Annotated in this window: 16 protein-coding genes; 9 read left to right on the top strand and 7 right to left on the bottom strand. The window is 62.0% G+C overall.

The genetic code is table 11. The features are described from left to right. Positions 1-53: 53 nt before the first annotated feature. Positions 54-410, top strand: a complete 357-nt coding sequence (locus OIU37_RS12935) for a DUF4406 domain-containing protein (protein ID WP_171601199.1) — start codon at positions 54-56, stop codon at positions 408-410. A gap of 365 nt (positions 411-775) precedes the next feature. Continuing rightward, positions 776-1,396 carry a glutathione S-transferase family protein gene (locus OIU37_RS12930; protein WP_264257643.1) on the top strand — a complete coding sequence of 207 codons (621 nt, stop codon included), beginning with the start codon at positions 776-778 and terminating at the stop codon, positions 1,394-1,396. On the opposite strand, the gene OIU37_RS12925 is transcribed toward OIU37_RS12930, so the two are convergent. The 4 genes from OIU37_RS12925 to OIU37_RS12910 form a co-directional block, all read right to left on the bottom strand. Next, the gene (locus OIU37_RS12925; RefSeq protein WP_171601197.1) at positions 1,381-1,740 is read right to left on the bottom strand and encodes an MmcQ/YjbR family DNA-binding protein; all 360 of its coding nucleotides are present in this window, start codon (positions 1,738-1,740) and stop codon (positions 1,381-1,383) included. The genes OIU37_RS12930 and OIU37_RS12925 overlap by 16 nt on opposite strands. A 105-nt stretch (positions 1,741-1,845) precedes the next feature. Beyond that, positions 1,846-2,565: a hypothetical protein gene (locus OIU37_RS12920; RefSeq protein WP_264257642.1), complete on the bottom strand. Its 720-nt coding sequence runs from the start codon at positions 2,563-2,565 to the stop codon at positions 1,846-1,848. Beyond that, a complete protein-coding gene (locus OIU37_RS12915) occupies positions 2,562-3,131 on the bottom strand; it encodes a hypothetical protein (protein ID WP_182209983.1) in 570 nt (189 codons plus the stop codon). Before OIU37_RS12915 ends, OIU37_RS12920 begins: the two co-directional genes overlap by 4 nt. A gap of 121 nt (positions 3,132-3,252) precedes the next feature. Then, positions 3,253-3,453, bottom strand: a complete 201-nt coding sequence (locus OIU37_RS12910) for a hypothetical protein (RefSeq protein WP_240602239.1) — start codon at positions 3,451-3,453, stop codon at positions 3,253-3,255. A 177-nt stretch (positions 3,454-3,630) separates the two neighbouring features. Between OIU37_RS12910 and OIU37_RS12905 the strand changes: the two genes are divergently transcribed. Beyond that, positions 3,631-4,527: a LysR substrate-binding domain-containing protein gene (locus tag OIU37_RS12905; RefSeq protein WP_240602240.1), complete on the top strand. Its 897-nt coding sequence runs from the start codon at positions 3,631-3,633 to the stop codon at positions 4,525-4,527. A 3-nt stretch (positions 4,528-4,530) separates the two neighbouring features. Here the strand turns inward: OIU37_RS12905 and OIU37_RS12900 are convergent, their stop codons facing one another. Together OIU37_RS12900 and OIU37_RS12895 are read right to left on the bottom strand one after the other, a co-directional pair. After that, a complete protein-coding gene (locus OIU37_RS12900; protein WP_264257641.1) occupies positions 4,531-5,196 on the bottom strand; it encodes a glutathione S-transferase family protein in 666 nt (221 codons plus the stop codon). Positions 5,197-5,687: 491 nt separating this feature from the next. Beyond that, entirely contained in the window at positions 5,688-7,055 is a 1,368-nt protein-coding gene (locus OIU37_RS12895; RefSeq protein ID WP_264258481.1) for a TIGR03808 family TAT-translocated repetitive protein, read from the bottom strand. Positions 7,056-7,309: 254 nt separating this feature from the next. Between OIU37_RS12895 and OIU37_RS12890 the strand changes: the two genes are divergently transcribed. Beyond that, entirely contained in the window at positions 7,310-9,607 is a 2,298-nt protein-coding gene (locus tag OIU37_RS12890; protein WP_240602241.1) for an EAL domain-containing protein, read from the top strand. Positions 9,608-9,703: 96 nt separating this feature from the next. Here the strand turns inward: OIU37_RS12890 and OIU37_RS12885 are convergent, their stop codons facing one another. Further along, positions 9,704-10,675 (bottom strand): glycerophosphodiester phosphodiesterase family protein, encoded by a 972-nt coding sequence (locus OIU37_RS12885; protein ID WP_264257640.1) that lies wholly within the window; start codon positions 10,673-10,675, stop codon positions 9,704-9,706. A gap of 104 nt (positions 10,676-10,779) precedes the next feature. On the opposite strand from OIU37_RS12885, the gene OIU37_RS12880 reads away from it, so the two are divergent. The 5 genes from OIU37_RS12880 to OIU37_RS12860 all read left to right on the top strand — a co-directional run bounded on the left by OIU37_RS12880 (position 10,780) and on the right by OIU37_RS12860 (position 16,311). Then, complete coding sequence (locus OIU37_RS12880; protein WP_264258480.1) at positions 10,780-11,586, top strand: alpha/beta fold hydrolase; 807 nt, start codon at positions 10,780-10,782, stop codon at positions 11,584-11,586. An 88-nt stretch (positions 11,587-11,674) separates the two neighbouring features. Then, positions 11,675-12,685, top strand: coding sequence for a ligase-associated DNA damage response exonuclease (locus OIU37_RS12875; RefSeq protein WP_264257639.1), 1,011 nt, complete (start codon positions 11,675-11,677; stop codon positions 12,683-12,685). Between the two features lie 51 nt (positions 12,686-12,736). Continuing rightward, positions 12,737-14,362 (top strand): cisplatin damage response ATP-dependent DNA ligase, encoded by a 1,626-nt coding sequence (locus OIU37_RS12870; RefSeq protein ID WP_264257638.1) that lies wholly within the window; start codon positions 12,737-12,739, stop codon positions 14,360-14,362. A gap of 116 nt (positions 14,363-14,478) precedes the next feature. Beyond that, positions 14,479-15,399, top strand: coding sequence for a S9 family peptidase (locus OIU37_RS12865; protein WP_264257637.1), 921 nt, complete (start codon positions 14,479-14,481; stop codon positions 15,397-15,399). Between the two features lie 105 nt (positions 15,400-15,504). After that, complete coding sequence (locus tag OIU37_RS12860; protein ID WP_168312469.1) at positions 15,505-16,311, top strand: L,D-transpeptidase; 807 nt, start codon at positions 15,505-15,507, stop codon at positions 16,309-16,311. Positions 16,312-16,426: the final 115 nt, after the last annotated feature.

Raw genomic sequence — 16,426 nt, 5'->3', positions numbered from 1 at the left:
CCGTGCATGAGGCCGGGAGAGTGCTCACGCATAAGCGGAGCGAGGAGTGGATCATGTTGATTTTGATTGCCGGGCCCTATCGGTCCGGAACGGGCGACGACCCGGAAAAGATGGCCGCCAACCTGAAGCGGCTGGAGCAACCCTCGCACGCGCTGTTTCAGGCCGGCCACGTGCCGATGATCGGCGAATGGGTGGCCCTGCCGATCTGGCACGCCGCCGGCGGCCGGTCGGTCGGCGACGCGCTCTACGAAGAAATCTTCCACCCGGTCGCCGGCCGGCTGCTGCAGCTCTGCGAGGGCGTGCTGCGCCTGCCCGGCGATTCCAAAGGAGCGGACAACGACGTCCGCATCGCCCGGGAACGCGGCATTCCGGTCTGGCACAGGCTGGAGGATGTGCCGGGCTGCGGTTGAGCCGGGTTGCTCGCCCGCGCGCCTCTACATTGCCCTTCGCTTGCGCTCAGGCCATTCGCGGCTTTGCCGCTCACCCCCTCAACCGACCCTTCGGGCCACCTTCTCCCCGCAGGGGAGAAGAGGGAACAAGCGGATTGGCTTCGGTTCCACAACCGACGCTTTAAGAGGCGCTGCCACAAATCCCTTCTCCCCAGCGGGGAGAAGGTGCCGGCAGGCGGATGAGGGGGCCACACGGCACACCATTCATTGCCCTTCGCTCGCGCTCAACGCACCTCACTTGTCCTGGGAGAAGCAAAACCCAATCCCACCAGTTCCGACCCGCGCACCACTACGCTATAACCCTTGCCGAAAGGGAGTCGAGAACCATGCTGACACTATATTACGCGCCGGGAACCTGCGCGCTCGCGAGCCTTATTGCCCTGGAGGAATCCGGTCTGGCCTTCGAAGTAAAGAAGATCAGCCTCCGCGATGGCGAGCAGCGCTCGCCGGACTATCTGAAGATCAACCCGAAGGGCCGGGTGCCCGCACTTGTCACCGATTATGGCGTGCTGACGGAAACGCCGGCGATCCTGGCCTATATCGCCCAGAGCGCCCCGGCCGCCAAGCTGGCGCCGCCTGATGATCCCTTCGAATTTGCCAGGCTCCAGTCCTTCAACAGCTATATCTGCTCGACCGTGCATGTGAACCATGCGCATCGCCCGCGCGGCTCACGCTGGGCGGACGAGCCGGCGGCCATCGAGGCGATGAAGGCCAAGGTGCCGCAGAATATGGCCGATTGTTTCACGCTGATCGAGCAGACGATGTTTAATGGCCCATGGGTGATGGGTGAAGCCTATTCGCTCGCCGATCCCTATCTCTTCGTCATGACGGACTGGCTGCCGTCGGACGGCGTCGATCCCGCCCGCTTCGAAAAGGCGAGCGACCACCACGCCCGCATGCTGCAGCGCCCCGCCGTCCAGCGTGCGCTGGCCTACGACCGGGCCTGATAGCGGGCCGCAAGCTTCTTCGGCGCCCGGAACAGCCAGGCGCCGATCAGCCGCAGCCGCAATTCCTCGTCGCCGATCACGGCGGCGCGCACCGGCAGATACGGCCAGCCGACATAATGATCGGTTTGAAAATAGACGTCGGGCGCCATTTCCAGCAGGTGATCCTTGTCGTCGAGCGAAATCGAGATCACGATCGTCTCGGTGTTCTTCACCGCCGCAAAACTCTTGCCGCCGACCTTCAGCGCCGGATTGCCGTAGGAGGTGCTCTCCTCGACATCAGGCAGCTTGGCTTCCGTCGCCAGCCGCTTCAGCCGTTCGAAAATCGCATCGACATCGCCGGCCATGGTTCCGCCCTTTCTGCCAGGGAGAAAGCTTAGAGCATGATGCCGAAAAGTGCGAGCGGAAGCCATGGGCTTGTCCGCGCGGGCGCAGGTAATAACCATCGCGAATCAATGTGCATTGAGATCACCATCCGAGACCTGGCTTATCGTCAGGAAGCGCTCGCGAACGACATCGGAGCGCCCGGCCTGCCCACGCAGATTTCCGTCCAGGAAATCATCGAAATCCTGATGTGCCATCAATGCTCGGAACCCGTCGGCGATAAAGGCACGGACCTCCTTTTCGGCGCCCTGGATCTCCATCAGAAGCCCTTCTCGCCCGTCCACGACGAGCAGTATATCTTCTGCATCCCGGCTCAAATACAGATCGTTGTTGCCGCGTCCGGTAAACGCCTCGAGCTTTGTTGCAATGAAAAGTGGCGGTGTGAGGATATTGATAACGAGCGAGTCATTGAGAGCCTTTTGCGTTGCAGTTTCAATACCCTTTGCATACCAGCGATTGCTAAATCCAAGGATAGCTTCGTCATCCGGCATGAAGTCGACTTTCAGCGGACCGAGTCGCATCCGACATATAACAGTTTCGTCAGCAGCCTCGGAAAATCCCCTCTGGCGGAGTTCGTATAACAAGGCAGCCCACTCGGAAAAGCCTTCCAGATCTACGATGAGATCGACGTCATCGGTCGTTCTAACGCCTTCAATCGTAACGGGATCGGTTATGAACAGGGCGGTCGTGCAGCCGCCGACGAAGACCAGCCTCTTTCGTAGATCTTCGCCGAGCGCGTTGGCGACCGACTGCAGCATCTCCAGCAATTGGCCTTGTACCGTGATCATTTTTGCAGCAGCCTTGAAGACAGATGTTCGCTTGCGACGCCAACCTCTCGCTGGTTACCCAGTCTAATGGCGTCTGCGAGCGCCAGATATTCATAAAGCCGCGCATCCCTCAAAACCGCCTCCGGGACGGTTTTAAATAGCGGATCAATCGACTGGCCCAAGTCCCTGCCGCTGGGATGGGGCCAAACATATATGTAGTTGCCGCCACTGATCAGCAGGTCCTTCAACATCGGGGCGGCGAAAGCGGTGGGGATACCCCGTTGCATCGCTCCGGCGTTCGCAGGAAAGACGAACCGGAAGCCGTGCAGAATAAACTCGAGAATGTTCCTCCGGCTCGGTCTTGGCCGGCCGGATTGGCTGTCCTTTGTTGCAATTCCGGAGGAGGTACTCCTCTTTATCGCCTGACTGATTTCCGTTTTGCTTATCCCCAGCGATGCCTCCAGATTGCGAACAGAATAAGGATCGTCGCCCTGTGATACCAGCTGAAGCCACTCGTTTTCCTTGTGTTCTTCCTGCTCCTGAAGGCTGACGAGCTTTAGTAAAATCACGATATCCTGGCTTTTCATGCTAGCTGTCCTCTGTCCTGGGACCGAGGACAGCTAAGCACAGTTTGACGATCGTGTCAAAGTAGATGCCCCTTAAGCCAATAAAGCATAATCATGCTCTCCTTCCTTGACTTGGATATTTTCACGCGCATTTCGCCAGCAGCGGCTTGGCCTCAACAGAGAATCCGGTCTCCATCCCGAGCGGCAGATCGGCGATTTCGCGCATCGACATGCGCTCGACCTCGGGATGCCGCAGCGGATCGTCCTTCCAGGCTGGGGAATCCGCAATTTCCGTATTGCCCATATGGAGGACAGGCTTCAAGAAAAACTTCAGCAACGACATGGCATGCCTCGCTTTCTTCCGTGGCGCGGATGTGATCGCCCCGCGGCTCTCTGCCTCGGAGCCATCCTGTCTGGCCACCACACCTTGCGTTCGAATGGATTGCCTATGCTTGCAATGTCGGCCTCAACAGGTAGATTTTCAATTGAGAATAACGCTGAGGCGGTATAGAAAAACTATATGAAGAACCTGAACATGGTCCATCTCAACGGCCTGCGGGCGCTGGAAGCCGTCGGCCGTCTCGGCTCGCTGCAGGCCGCGGCCGACGAACTCGGCGTCTCGGTCGGCGCCGTCAGCCAGCAGGTGATCAAGGCCGAAGCTCAGCTCGGTCAGGTGATCTTCGAGCGCACGGCCAGGGGGATGATCGCCACCGAAACCGGCCGGCCGGTACTCCTGGCGCTCGACGAGGGTTTCGCCCGTCTTTCGGCGGCGGTGTCGATCGCCAGCCGCAAGGATGACACCATCCTGACCATCTCGGTGGCGCCGGTTTTCGCTGCCCGCTGGCTGGTCTGCCGGCTCGATCGTTTCGCCGAGCGTCACCCGGATATCAAGCTGCGGCTGGATGCAACCACCAATCTCGTCAGTCCGGCGCTTTGCGATGTCGATATCGGCATCCGCGTCGGCAACGGCAAGTGGCCGGACGTGAAGGCCGAACTGCTGTTGGCACAGGAGGTCTTTCCCGTCTGCTCCCCCGAGATGGCGGCGAATTTGAAGGAACCCGCCGATATCCTCGCACTGCCTGCGATCATCGACGGCCATGCCATGTTCACCTGGGAGGTCTGGATGCGCGAGGCCGGGCTTTCAGGCGCGACGCTTTCAACCCGCCACGTCTTCAACGATGCCTCGCTCTGCCTCGATGCGGCGATCGCCGGCCAGGGCGTCATGCTGGCCTGGCAGACCCTTGCCGCCTTTGCGCTCGCCGAAGGCCGGCTGGTCGCCCCCTTTGGCATTCGCGCCCGCACCGGCTTCGGCCACTACTTCGTCACCGCCGAGGGCACGCGGGAGCCGAAGAAGGTGAGGGATTTCAAGGCCTGGATCCGCGAGGAAATGGCCGGCACGCTCACGCTTTTCCGATAATCCTCAAACCTCGATCGGCTCCTTGGCTCGCGTCGCCTGCATCGCCTTGTAGGCGGGACGGGACTGGCAGCGTTCGATCCAGGTTTTGATATTCGGATGCGCCTGGAAAAGCGCCTCCTCGGTCTGGGCGTAGCGCAGCACCTCGGCGAGGTTGAGATCGGCGACGGTGAAGCGGTCGCCGACGATCCACTGCCTTCCGGCAAGGTGGCCTTCGAGAACCGCCAGCGGCCTGCGCAGCGACCGGCAGGCAACCGCGATCGTCTGTTGGCCGCCTTCGCTGTCTTCGAGCCCGTTATCATAGGTGAGCACGATCTTCACCGTATGCGGCTCGACCTCCGCGGCTGCCCAGATCGTCCACATCGTCAGCAATCCGTCTTCTTCGACGCTTTGGCCGGAAAGCGGCCCGCCATGTCTACGCGCCAGGTAAAGATTGATCGCCAGCGACTCGTGCATGACGAGGTCGCCGTCCCGAATGCTGGGGATCTGCGCCATCGGGTTGACGGTAATGAATTCAGGCGAATGCGTGTTGAGGGGCGCATCCGTTGCGAGCGGTTCTGCCAGCCGCCTTGCCTGCAGCACCGGCACCGAGCGGAATTCGAGCCCGAGTTCCTCCGCCATCCAGTAAACGCGAGACGCGCGCGATCGATAGACTCCGTAGATTGTCAGCATAAACGTATCCCCTCGATGTGTCCGAGGGATCGTAAATGCCGGATCAGCCCCGGAAAAGTCCTTGCCACTGATGGGACGATGAAAGCTTTTGATGCGCCAAGCAATTCCGGTAAAAAAGTGCTCAGTTGTACAAACCGCGCGGCGGTTTTCACAGGCCGGAGGAGAGGTGAGTGCCTGATAAGCACCCAGTCGGGGGGCCTCTGTAGGCCGGTGCGAGTTTGGCGGATACGTGCCCCACCCTCCGTCATCCTTGGCCTTGTGCCGAGGATCTATGCCCGTGGCGATTGATCGATACGGTGCAGATGCTCGGCAAGGCCGAGCATGACGGAGCAAGGGGCGGGCGAAGGAACCACTCGCGGCGCAAACGCCCGTGTCAGCAACGCTATCCGCGAGCCAAACCAAGCAATGCCAGCCCTCGGCATAAACTGACTTGATGACGCAAAAACAAAGAGATAGAGCATTTCTGTCTCTCGGGAAAACAAATGCCCTCCTCAGGAGACGCGGTTTCTCTCGACGGTCAGCTGCGCATAGGGCGAGCCGCCGCCCGCCATTTCGCCGGAGACCTTCTTCTCCCATTGGAAGCCGAGCACCGCCCCCTCGGCGGTCTCCTGGAACACGTTGTCGGTGATGACGGCAGTGCCGGCGCCATCGGCGACCGAGACGGCGCATCCCACCGGCGCCTTGCGCACCACATTGCCTGTCACAACGACGTTGCGCAGATAAGGCCCCCAGCCGATCTGCAGCCCCCAGCGCGGCGCGCCCTCGATGACATTGCCTGAAATCAGCGTATCGGCCTCTGCCGCGATGCCGATGCCGAAGCCGACCTCGTGCTGGTATGGGCCGCGCAGCGTCAGGTTGCGCACGACATTGCCGGTGACGCTTGCCAGCCTACCGCCCTCGTCGAAATTGGCGATGGAAATGCCGTTTGCCGCCCCGTCGATCATGTTGGCGGAAACGACGGCGCCCTCGAAGGCGAATTCGACGTAGATCGCCGTTTCGCCGGACCGCCGGCACTGATTGCTGCTGATCTGGATGTTCGAAGCCGAATTGGCGCGGATCGCCGTAAACGCGCAATCGGAGATCTGGTTATTCACCACCATCACGCCGTCGGCGCGGAAGATGTTGATGCCGTTGCCGTTTTGCCCGGTGCCGCCGTCATTGGCGCGGATATTGGAGATGCGGTTGCCGGAGACGACCGTGCCGTCCTCCGCCTTCTTCCAGCGATGCACCAAGATGCCGCCATTGCCGCAATCCGAGACCGTATTGCCGGTGACCGAGAGGGTGCTGGAATCCACCGCGTAAAGCCCGGCTTGGGCAGCCCCCGAAATGCGGCTGCGCTCGATCCGCCCGCCGCAGCGCTCCAGTTGCAGCCCGTGCTTGCGGCTGCCGCCGATCTCGCAATTGTCGATCAGCACCTCGTCGACGCCGGTAAATTGCAAAAGCCCGCCGGCATAGTCGCCAAGCCAGCGGTTGCCGCCGTCGATGACGAGATTGGAAAGCTCGATCCGCCGCACGTTCTCGGCCGCAAAAAGATGGCCTTCGCCGGTATAGACGATCCGCGAGGCGCCGGGCACGCCAGTGATGCGGGTATTGTCGGGCAAAGTGAGATTGGAGACCCGGTAGGTGCCGGGCGGCAGGAAGACCGGCACATTCTCGCGCGCCGCTTGTTCGATCATCTGCTGCAGGTTGCGGGTCTTGCGGTCGCCGCTTTCGGGAACGGCGCGATATTCCACCGCGTCGATCGCCCCGCGCAGATCGGGCTGAGCGGCCGCCGTCAGCGGCGAGGCAAGCGCGCACGATGCCCCTCCCGCAACGGCCGAGGCAGCAAGAAAGAAAAGCATGTCGCGGCGTGAGGGCATCCGGGGATCACTTGTCATAACGCGCCCGTAGCAGGAAACGTGCCAAACCCGCATGTATTCTTTTGGCACAGGCTTGGCAAAGGCCGGCGAAATTGCCGTTATGGCCGAGCGCGACGGCAGGATATCGCCGCTTATATTGTCGTCTTGTTCACCCTTTCATTTAAGCAAGCCGAAGGAAATGAGGACTACTTTGAAGGGAATTTCTATGATGACGGGTGGGAATACGGCCTTCGGCCGGCGGGGAGAATGGCGGCATGCACGAACCGAGTGCCAGGCGATGGGAATCAGCCGATGCCCTGACGGCCGAAACGCGGCGTATCGTCGCCGCGACGGAGGCAATGATGGCATCGACCGCCCACCACCTTTCTGAGGGCATCGAGAATCTGCGCCTCAAGGAAATCGTCCACGAACTTCCGGATTTCCTCTACGTCAAGGATCGTGACAGCCGTTTCGTTTTTGCCAATGCCGTCACTGCCAGCAGCCTTGGTCTGGAGAGCGCTGCGCTGATCACCGGCAAGCGCGATTTCGACCTGTTCGATTTCGAGACGGCGTGCCACCATTTCGACATCGAGCAACAGATCATGGCGACGGGCGAAGCCCGCATCGACATGGAGGAATCCTACACCCTTCCCGGCAGCAGAAGACCGATATGTCGGCTGACCTCGAAGATACCGCTGCGCAACGATCGCGGCGAGATCGTCGGCCTGATCGGTGTTTCCCGTGATATCACCGAACGCAAGCGCCAGGAGGATCTGCATCGCGGCCAGGCGAGCCTGCTCGAAATGATCGCCCGCAACGAGCCGTTGCCGATGATCCTCGAGGCGCTGGTGCTGATGATCGAGGCGCAGCTGACCGGGATCGATGGATCGGTGCTGCTGCTCGATAGCGAGGGCACCAGGCTCTATCACGGCGCCTCTCCCAATCTGCCCGGCGGCTACAGCCGCCTGATCGACGGTGTCACGATCGGTCCCAAGGTCGGCTCCTGCGGCACCGCCGCGTGGCGCGGTCAGACCGTGATCGTCGAGGATGTGATGAGCGATCCGCTCTGGGAGGATTTTCGCGCGCTGATCGCCCCGTTCGGGTTCCGCTCCTGCTGGTCGACGCCGATCGCCACCTCGCAGAACAATGTGCTCGGCACATTTGCGCTCTACTCCAGGGAAGTCCGCAGTCCCACCGAGCATGAGATGACGCTGGTGGCGCTCGCCACCCATATCGCCGGCATTGCCATCGAGCGCAAGCGTGTCGATGACCGCATCCATTTCATGGCTCATCATGACGATCTGACGGGCCTGCCGAACCGCGCCTTCCTCAAGGAGCGGCTGGCGAGCATCCTCGACCAGGCCCGGCGCAACAACCGCAAGGTGACCGTCGCCTATATCGATCTCGATAATTTCAAGGACATCAACGACGGCCGCGGCCACGCCGCCGGCGACGAGGTACTGAAGGAGATCGCTGCCCGCATGGCCAATAGTGTCAGGGCGTCCGATATGGTGGTGCGTCTCGGCGGCGACGAATTCCTCGTGGTGCTCGTCCACCAGTCGAGCCACGATGCCGGCATCAGCCGCCGCCTTCGCGAGCTGCAGAAGGCGATCAACCGGCCGATCCGCGGCGCCGACGGCGAGATCACCGTCACCTCGAGCATCGGCGTTGCCGCCTTCCCCTTCGATGGTGCAACTTCACAAGAGCTTCTCGCCAATGCCGACCGCGCCATGTACCGCGCCAAGGAACTCGGCCGCAACACATTGCAGCATCACGATGGCGGCAGCACGCCTGTCGGAATGCCGCTCGGCGAGCACGAGGAATTGCACCAGGCGATCACCTGCCACCAGCTGTTTCTGCAATACCAGCCGCAGGTCGATCTCGCCACCGGCCGCATCACCGGGCTCGAGGCGCTGGTCCGCTGGAACCATCCTGCCAAGGGCAGGGTGCCACCGGTCAATTTCATTCCGCTTGCCGAAGAGACCGGCCTCATCGTCCCCCTCGGTCTCTGGGTGCTGAACGAGGCCTGCCGCCAGGCGCGCAACTGGCAGGATATGGGCCTGACGCCGCTGACGATCGCCGTCAACGTCTCGGCCAAGCAGTTCGCCGATCCGGATTTCGCAACCCATGTCGCCGAGGCGCTGGAGCGTCACCGCCTGCAGTCCCGCTGGCTGGAGCTTGAAGTCACCGAAAGCGTGGTGATGCAGAATGCCGAACGCGCACTCGCCATGATGGAAACGCTGCGGGGACTTGGCGTGCGCCTGTCGATCGACGATTTCGGCTCCGGCTATTCCAGCCTTGCGGCGCTGAAGACCTTCCCCTTCGACCGCTTGAAGATGGACCGTTCGCTGGTCGAGGCACTGCCGGGCGACAAGACCGCCGTCGCCATCGCCTCGGCGGTCATTTCGCTGGCGCAGACGCTGAAGCTCTCGGTTCTCGCCGAAGGCGTGGAAACCGACGCCCAGATGGATTTCCTGCGCCAGGCCCGCTGCGAGGAGGCGCAAGGCTTCCGCTTCTCCCGGCCGGTCTCCCCGGAGGAGATCCCGGCATTGCTGCGGGCGCGTAGTCTGTAGTGCATGTCGCCCAAAGTGTGCAGCGGTTTTGGGAGAACGACATGCACAAAGGAAACATTGAAAGATCGATCAGGTCGATGTGAGGTCTTTCAAACCTTATTTTACAAGCTTGCCGATCGCCTCGATCTCATTCGTCCATATGCCCGCCGCATAGTTCTCAGGCAGCCGCGCCAGTTGCGAGGGGCGGTCGATGCCGGTGGAAAAATCGCTGCCGCGATAGGGGCCGAGCACGAAAACCTCGGTCCCGGCATCCGCCATCCGATCGATAAAACGATCCGGCCAGCCCCAGAGCCACGGCGCGATATTGATCGGCACCAGCATCATCGCCTGTTTGCATTCGTCCGGCAGCAGGCCGGTCCAGCCATAGCCGATATAGCCGAACAGGCAGCCCTTCAGGCTCTTGCGCGAGGCGGTCTTGATATCGGGCGCCATCAGGCGGAGCACGTCGATCGGCTCGTCACCGCCATAGACGATGATCTCGGCCCGTCTTTCCCGGGGAAGTCCATTGAGGACCGCGGCGAGCTTTTCGCCCTCGGAAGGATCGCGGCTCTTGATGTTGACGAGGAAGCGCCGATCCGGAAAGGTGGACAGCACCTCGGCAAGCGTCGGCATCATGCCGATGCCCCGGCCGCGAAAGGGAAAGGTCTTGCCGCCATCGGCGGTATAGCCATAGCCGATGTCGAGTTTCCTCATGTCAGCCATCGAATGCTCGCGGGTGACGCCATGCCCGTCGGTGCGGCAGTCGAGCGTCCAATCGTGAAAGACGGCAAATTCGCCGTCGGTCGAGGGATGCACGTCGATCTCGACGATATCGGCGCCGGCCGCAAAACCTGCCTGCATCGACGGAAGTGTGTTTTCCAGATAGTCGTGTTTCGGCGGCAGCATGCGGCGCGCCGTACAGGTGTCGTTCTTGAGATCGGTTTCGTCGAACCGCTGGGCGATGCCGCGATGGGCGAGCAGCACTGGTTTTCCGGATCGATGCTGCGCTAGCATACTGGTATTGTTGAGGTAAATTCCAGCCGCGGCAATGGCTATCACCGCCGCACAATAGAAAAGCTTCCTGCCCAATGCTGATCCCCCTGGTTGCATCGCAAGAGCTAGAAAGCGATTCCGGTTGTTCTTGGGCTGTTTTCCGGCTTTTCTATGCTGCGGCAACAATGAGTCTGATCGCTATGGAATTTGACGACGACGAGCTCACCCATTTCGAAGCGCATGGCGCCGCTCCGTTGCCGCCGGCGGCAGTCGACGGTCATGTCGCCCATGACGGCGCCCGTATCTGGTATGCGAGCTATGGCTCTGGCCCACCCGTCATTCTGCTGCATGGCGGCCTCGGCCACAGCGGCAACTGGGGCTACCAGGTCCCGGCGCTCGTGCGCCGCGGCCGCCGCGTCGTGCTGATCGACAGCCGCGGCCATGGACGAAGCACCCGCGATTCCCGTCCTTATAGCTATGAGCTGATGGCTTCAGATGTGCTCGCCGTCATGGACGAACTGCATCTCGACAAGGCGGCCATCATCGGCTGGAGCGACGGCGCCTGCATCGCTCTGATACTCGCCATGGCGGCGCCGTCGCGGGTCGAGGGCGTCTTTTTCTTCGGCTGCAACATGGATCCGAGCGGCACACGGGAATTCGTCGCGACTCCGGTCATCGACCGATGCTTCAGCCGGCACGCCAAGGACTATGCCGCATTGTCCACCACGCCGGATGATTTTAATCCATTCGTCGAGGCGGTCAGCCTGATGATGCGGACAGAGCCCAACTACCAGGCCGCCGACTTGGGCCTGATCCGCGTGCCGGTCGCGATCGTGCTTGCCGAGCACGACGAATTCATCAAGCCAGACCATGCCGAATATCTTGCCCGCAGCATTCCGAACGCTGAGATGATCTATCTCACAAGCGTCAGCCATTTCGCGCCGCTGCAGCGGCCGTCGCAATTCAATGCCGCGCTGGAATCCTTCCTTGATGGAATAGGGTCGTGACGATCGCCGTCGTTGAGCCGCGGCGCATTCGCCAGTCCCTTCTTCCTGCCCTCTGGCCTCGCGCCCATTTCCCGCTATCTCTCCATTCATGAGACCTGATGCGCTGCTTTATCCCGCCCCGGAGGGGCTCTATTGCCCGGAAGGCGGATTTTATGTCGATCCGGTGCGGCCCGTCGAGCAGGCGCTCGTCACCCATGGCCATTCGGATCATGCCCGCCCGGGCCATGTGAACGTGCTTGCCACCCGCCAGACGCTCGACATCATGCGCTTGCGTTACGGCGACGGTTTCTGCGCCAGCGAGCAGGCGGCAGCCTTCGGCGAGGAGCTGCTGGTCAACGGCGTCAAGGTAAGTTTTCACCCGGCCGGCCATGTGCTTGGCTCTGCCCAGATTGCCATCGAGAAGAACGGCACCCGCATCGTCGTCTCCGGCGACTACAAACGTCGCCCCGACCCGACCTGTGCCGCCTATGAGCCGGTTGCCTGCGATGTCTTCATCACCGAGGCGACCTTCGGCCTGCCGGTCTTCCATCATCCCGATCCGATGGACGAGATCGGCAAATTGCTGGCGTCGCTGCGTCAATTTCCCGAGCGCACCCATCTCGTCGGCGCCTATGCGCTCGGCAAGGCCCAGCGCGTCATCCGGCTGCTGCGCGATGCCGGTTATGCCGAACCGATCTATATCCACGGCGCCATGGAAAAACTCTGCGACTATTATATCGAGCAGGGCATCGATCTCGGCGAACTGCTGCCGGCGACGATCGAAAGCCGCGACAAATCCGCCTTCACAGGCGCCGTCGTCATTGGCCCGTCCTCGGCCTTCGCCGATCGCTGGGCCCGCCGCTTCAACGAACCGCTGCCGGCCTTCGCCTCCGGCTGGATGATGGTGCGCCAGCGCGCCAAGCAGCTCGGCGTCGAACTGCCCCTCGTCATCTCGGATCATTGCGACTGGCCGGAATTGACGGAAACCATCCGGGAACTGCACCCCGCCGAAGTCTGGGTGACCCATGGCCGCGAGGAGGCCCTGGTGCGCTGGTGCCAGCTACAGGGCATCAAGGCGAAACCGCTGCATCTGGTGGGTTACGAGGATGAGGGGGATTGAGAAGATGAGCAATATCCCGCGTCAAGACCCCTCCGAAGTCGGGAGGCACCCATGAAAGCCTTCGCCGACCTGCTCGACCGGCTGGTGCTGACCCCCAGCCGCAACGGCAAGCTGAAGCTGCTGACCGACTATTTTCGCGATACGCCGGATCCAGACCGCGGCTACGGCCTTGCCGCCATCGCCGGCACGCTGGAGGTTCGCAACGTCAAGCCCGCCATGCTTCGCGAGCTTGTGCTGGAGCGCATGGACGAGGTGCTGTTTCGCTATTCCTATGATTATGTTGGCGATCTTGCCGAAACCATCTCGCTCGTCTGGGACAATGAGAGGGATATCGACCGCTCGGCCCTTGCCCAGCCGCGTCTCGGCGAGGTCGTCACCGGCATGAATGCGCTCGGCCGCACCGAAGTGCGCAGCTACGTCCGCGACCTGCTCGACCGGCTGGATTCGTCCGGCCGTTTTGCCTTCATCAAGCTTGCGACCGGCGCCATGCGCATCGGCGTTTCCGCCCGCCTTGCCAAGCAGGCGCTCGCCGATCTTGGCGACAAGGACGTTATCGAAATCGAAACCCTCTGGCATGGCCTGCAGCCGCCTTACGAGACATTGTTCGAATGGCTGGCGGGTGGCGGCGAAAAACCGGTGCTGGCGACACCGGCGATCTTCCATTCCGTCATGCTCGCCAATGCGGTGGAGGAGGGCGACCTGACCAGTCTCGATCCGGTGAATTATGCCGCCGAATGGAAGTGGGACGGCATCCGCGTCCAGCTTTCGCGCTCCGGCGACAGGCGCAAGATCTATTCCCGCTCCGGCGACGACATATCCGGCGCCTTTCCCGATATTCTCGACGCCATCAATTTTTCAGGCGTCGTCGACGGCGAGCTGCTGGTCGGCGGCACGGCCCGCTCCAACAGCCCGACCCGCACCTTCTCCGACCTGCAGCAGCGCCTGAACCGCAAGACGGTGACGGCAAAAATGCTTGGCGATTACCCCGCTTTCATCCGCACCTATGACCTGCTCTTCGATGGCGATGACGATGTCCGCGGCCGCACCTATGTCGATCGCCGCGACCGGCTGACCGAGATCATCGACCGCGCCCCGCACGATCGTTTCGACCTCTCGCCGCTCGTGCCGTTCTCGTCATGGGAAGAGCTCGATGCTCTGCGCGCCGCCCCGCCCGATCCGGTCATCGAAGGCGTGATGATCAAGCGCCGCGACAGCATCTACCAGGCCGGCCGCATGAAGGGCCCCTGGTTCAAGTGGAAGCGCAACCCCTATAATGTCGATGCGGTGCTGATGTATGCCCAGCGCGGCCACGGCAAGCGCTCCAGCTACTATTCCGATTTCACCTTCGGCGTCTGGGCCGACGACGAGGACGGCGAACAGCTTGTGCCCGTCGGCAAGGCCTATTTCGGCTTCACCGATGCCGAGCTCGAGCTGCTCGACAAATTCGTGCGCAACAATACCACCGAGCGCTTCGGTCCGGTGCGCGCCGTGCGCGCCGACAAGGATTTCGGCTTCGTCGTCGAAGTGGCCTTCGAAGGCATCAACCGCTCGACCAGGCACAAATCGGGGGTCGCCATGCGTTTCCCCCGTATCGCCCGCCTTCGCCCCGACAAACCTTCCTACGAAGCCGACCGGCTGCGCACGCTGATCGCCATGATCGAGGCCAAGCCAGCGTGAAGTTGCATGCCCTGCGCAACAATGACGCAGGGCAATATTTTCAACAGCATGTGTATTGGCGGCAACGATCTTCCGGTGCAGATTCTGCGTGCCGGGGAAATGATGGATGCTGCGTTATGAGCTCGCGTGAACGAAATTCCCTTTTCCTCCAGCGCCGTGCCGTGCTGGCGGGTCTTGCCGGTGCACTTGTCCTGCCGCGTATGGCGGCCGCTTTCGATGTGCCGGACGAGCCGCGGCTTGCCAAGCGTGACTATGCCAAGGTCCGCCACCATTTCCGCACCAAGCTCTTGCAGAAGGGCCCGGCGCCTGACAAATACGAACCGCTGAATGCGCCTGCCGATGCCGACAAGATCTTCTACCGCTCGGGCTACGGCGAGCTGGAGCTGGCGGCCTGGGTCTCGAAATACAAGCGCGAGCGCGCCGCCAGGCCGGCCGTGCTCTTCCTGCACGGCGGCAATGCCATGGGCATCGGCCACTGGCAGCTGATGAAGCCCTATATGGATGCTGGTTACGTCGTGATGATGCCGTCGCTGCGCGGCGAAAACGGCCAGATGGGCAATTTCTCCGGTTTCTACGACGAGGTCGACGACGTTCTCGCCGCCACCGAACGCCTGGCGCATCTGCCGGGTGTCGACCCCGAACGGCTCTTCATCGCCGGCCACAGCATCGGCGGCACGTTGACCATGCTGACGGCGATGAGCACCCACAAATTCCGCGCCGCCGCGCCGATTTCAGGCAACCCCGATGCCTTCCGCTTCTTCAACCGCTATCCGCAGGATATTCGCTTCGACGATAGCAATGCGCATGAATTCGAGGTGCGTTCGGCGCTATGTTACGCCCACAGCTTCAAATGCCCGGTCCGCGTCGTCCACGGCACCGAGGAGCCGCATTTCAACGACCGCGCCGATCTGCTCGCCCGCCGCGCCCGCGGTGCCGGCGTTCATATCGAGACCGAAACCGTCGCCGGCAACCACACCTCGGCGCTGCCGGCCGAGATCGAACAGAGCATCCGCTTCTTCCACGGGGTGGCGGCCTGACTTTCGCCGCCGCCTTTCTCACCCCAACGCCAGCCTCGCGCCAGCCGCAGATGCCATCGTTCCGGCAGATATCGCTGTCTGCCGATCGTTGATAAGGGTGGTTCCATGAATTTTCTGCGCCGGGTCTTCCCGATTGCCGGGCTCGTGATTGCGGTTGCGTCGCTGAGCGGCTGCAACATCCTCATTCCCGATGTCGCCGCCGATTCGCCCGCCCGCTTCGTCCAGGAAACCTCGCCGGTCTTCTATCAGCCGCCGGGTGTCGATCCGCGCCGGGTGCGGCCGATCCCCGATCAGCCGGTGCCGCAGACGCGCGAGCTCTACAAGACCCAGTTCCACCAGACCTATGGCCTGCCGGTCACCAATCCCGTGCACATGGCAATGTATGGCCAGCTGCGGGACGAGGATTTCACCCTGCCGGCGATCCCGGTCAGCCGCGTACAGCCGCAGTTCCTGCGCCAGGAGGTCGATTATCAGACGGTCGAGCGTCCCGGCACCGTGGTGATCGATACCAAGGCGCGTTTCCTCTATTTCGTCGAGGGCAACGGCAAGGCGATGCGCTACGGCGTCGGCCTCGGGCGCGACGGTTACGCCTGGTCGGGCCGCGGCGTCATCCAGTGGAAGCAGAAATGGCCGCGCTGGACGCCGTCGGTCGAAATGGTCTCGCGCCAGCCTGAGGTTCGCCCCTTCGGGGCGGAGAATGGTGGCATGAATCCGGGGCTGATGAACCCGCTCGGCGCCCGCGCCATGTATATCTTCAAGGACGGGCAGGACACGCTCTACCGAATCCACGGCACGCCCGACTGGCAGTCGATCGGCAAGGCCACCTCGTCGGGCTGCGTGCGCATGTTGAACCAGGACGTCGTCGATCTCTACGACCGCGTTCCCGCCAAGGCCGAGATCGTTGTGATGTAGCGCTGCAACAGCGCTGCTGATATCGTCCGCTTCAGGCCGGACACGTCTGCGTGAAGCTATGGTTTATTTGGCGCAAGCCGATAGATCTCTCTTGTTGTTATCGGCATCGGACGAA

The sequence above is a fragment of the Rhizobium sp. BT-226 genome, assembly GCF_025847085.2.
Taxonomy (GTDB): Bacteria; Pseudomonadota; Alphaproteobacteria; order Rhizobiales; family Rhizobiaceae; genus Rhizobium; species Rhizobium sophorae.
Note: the sequence above shows the minus strand (reverse complement) of the source record. Positions and strands in the feature narration are given on the sequence as shown.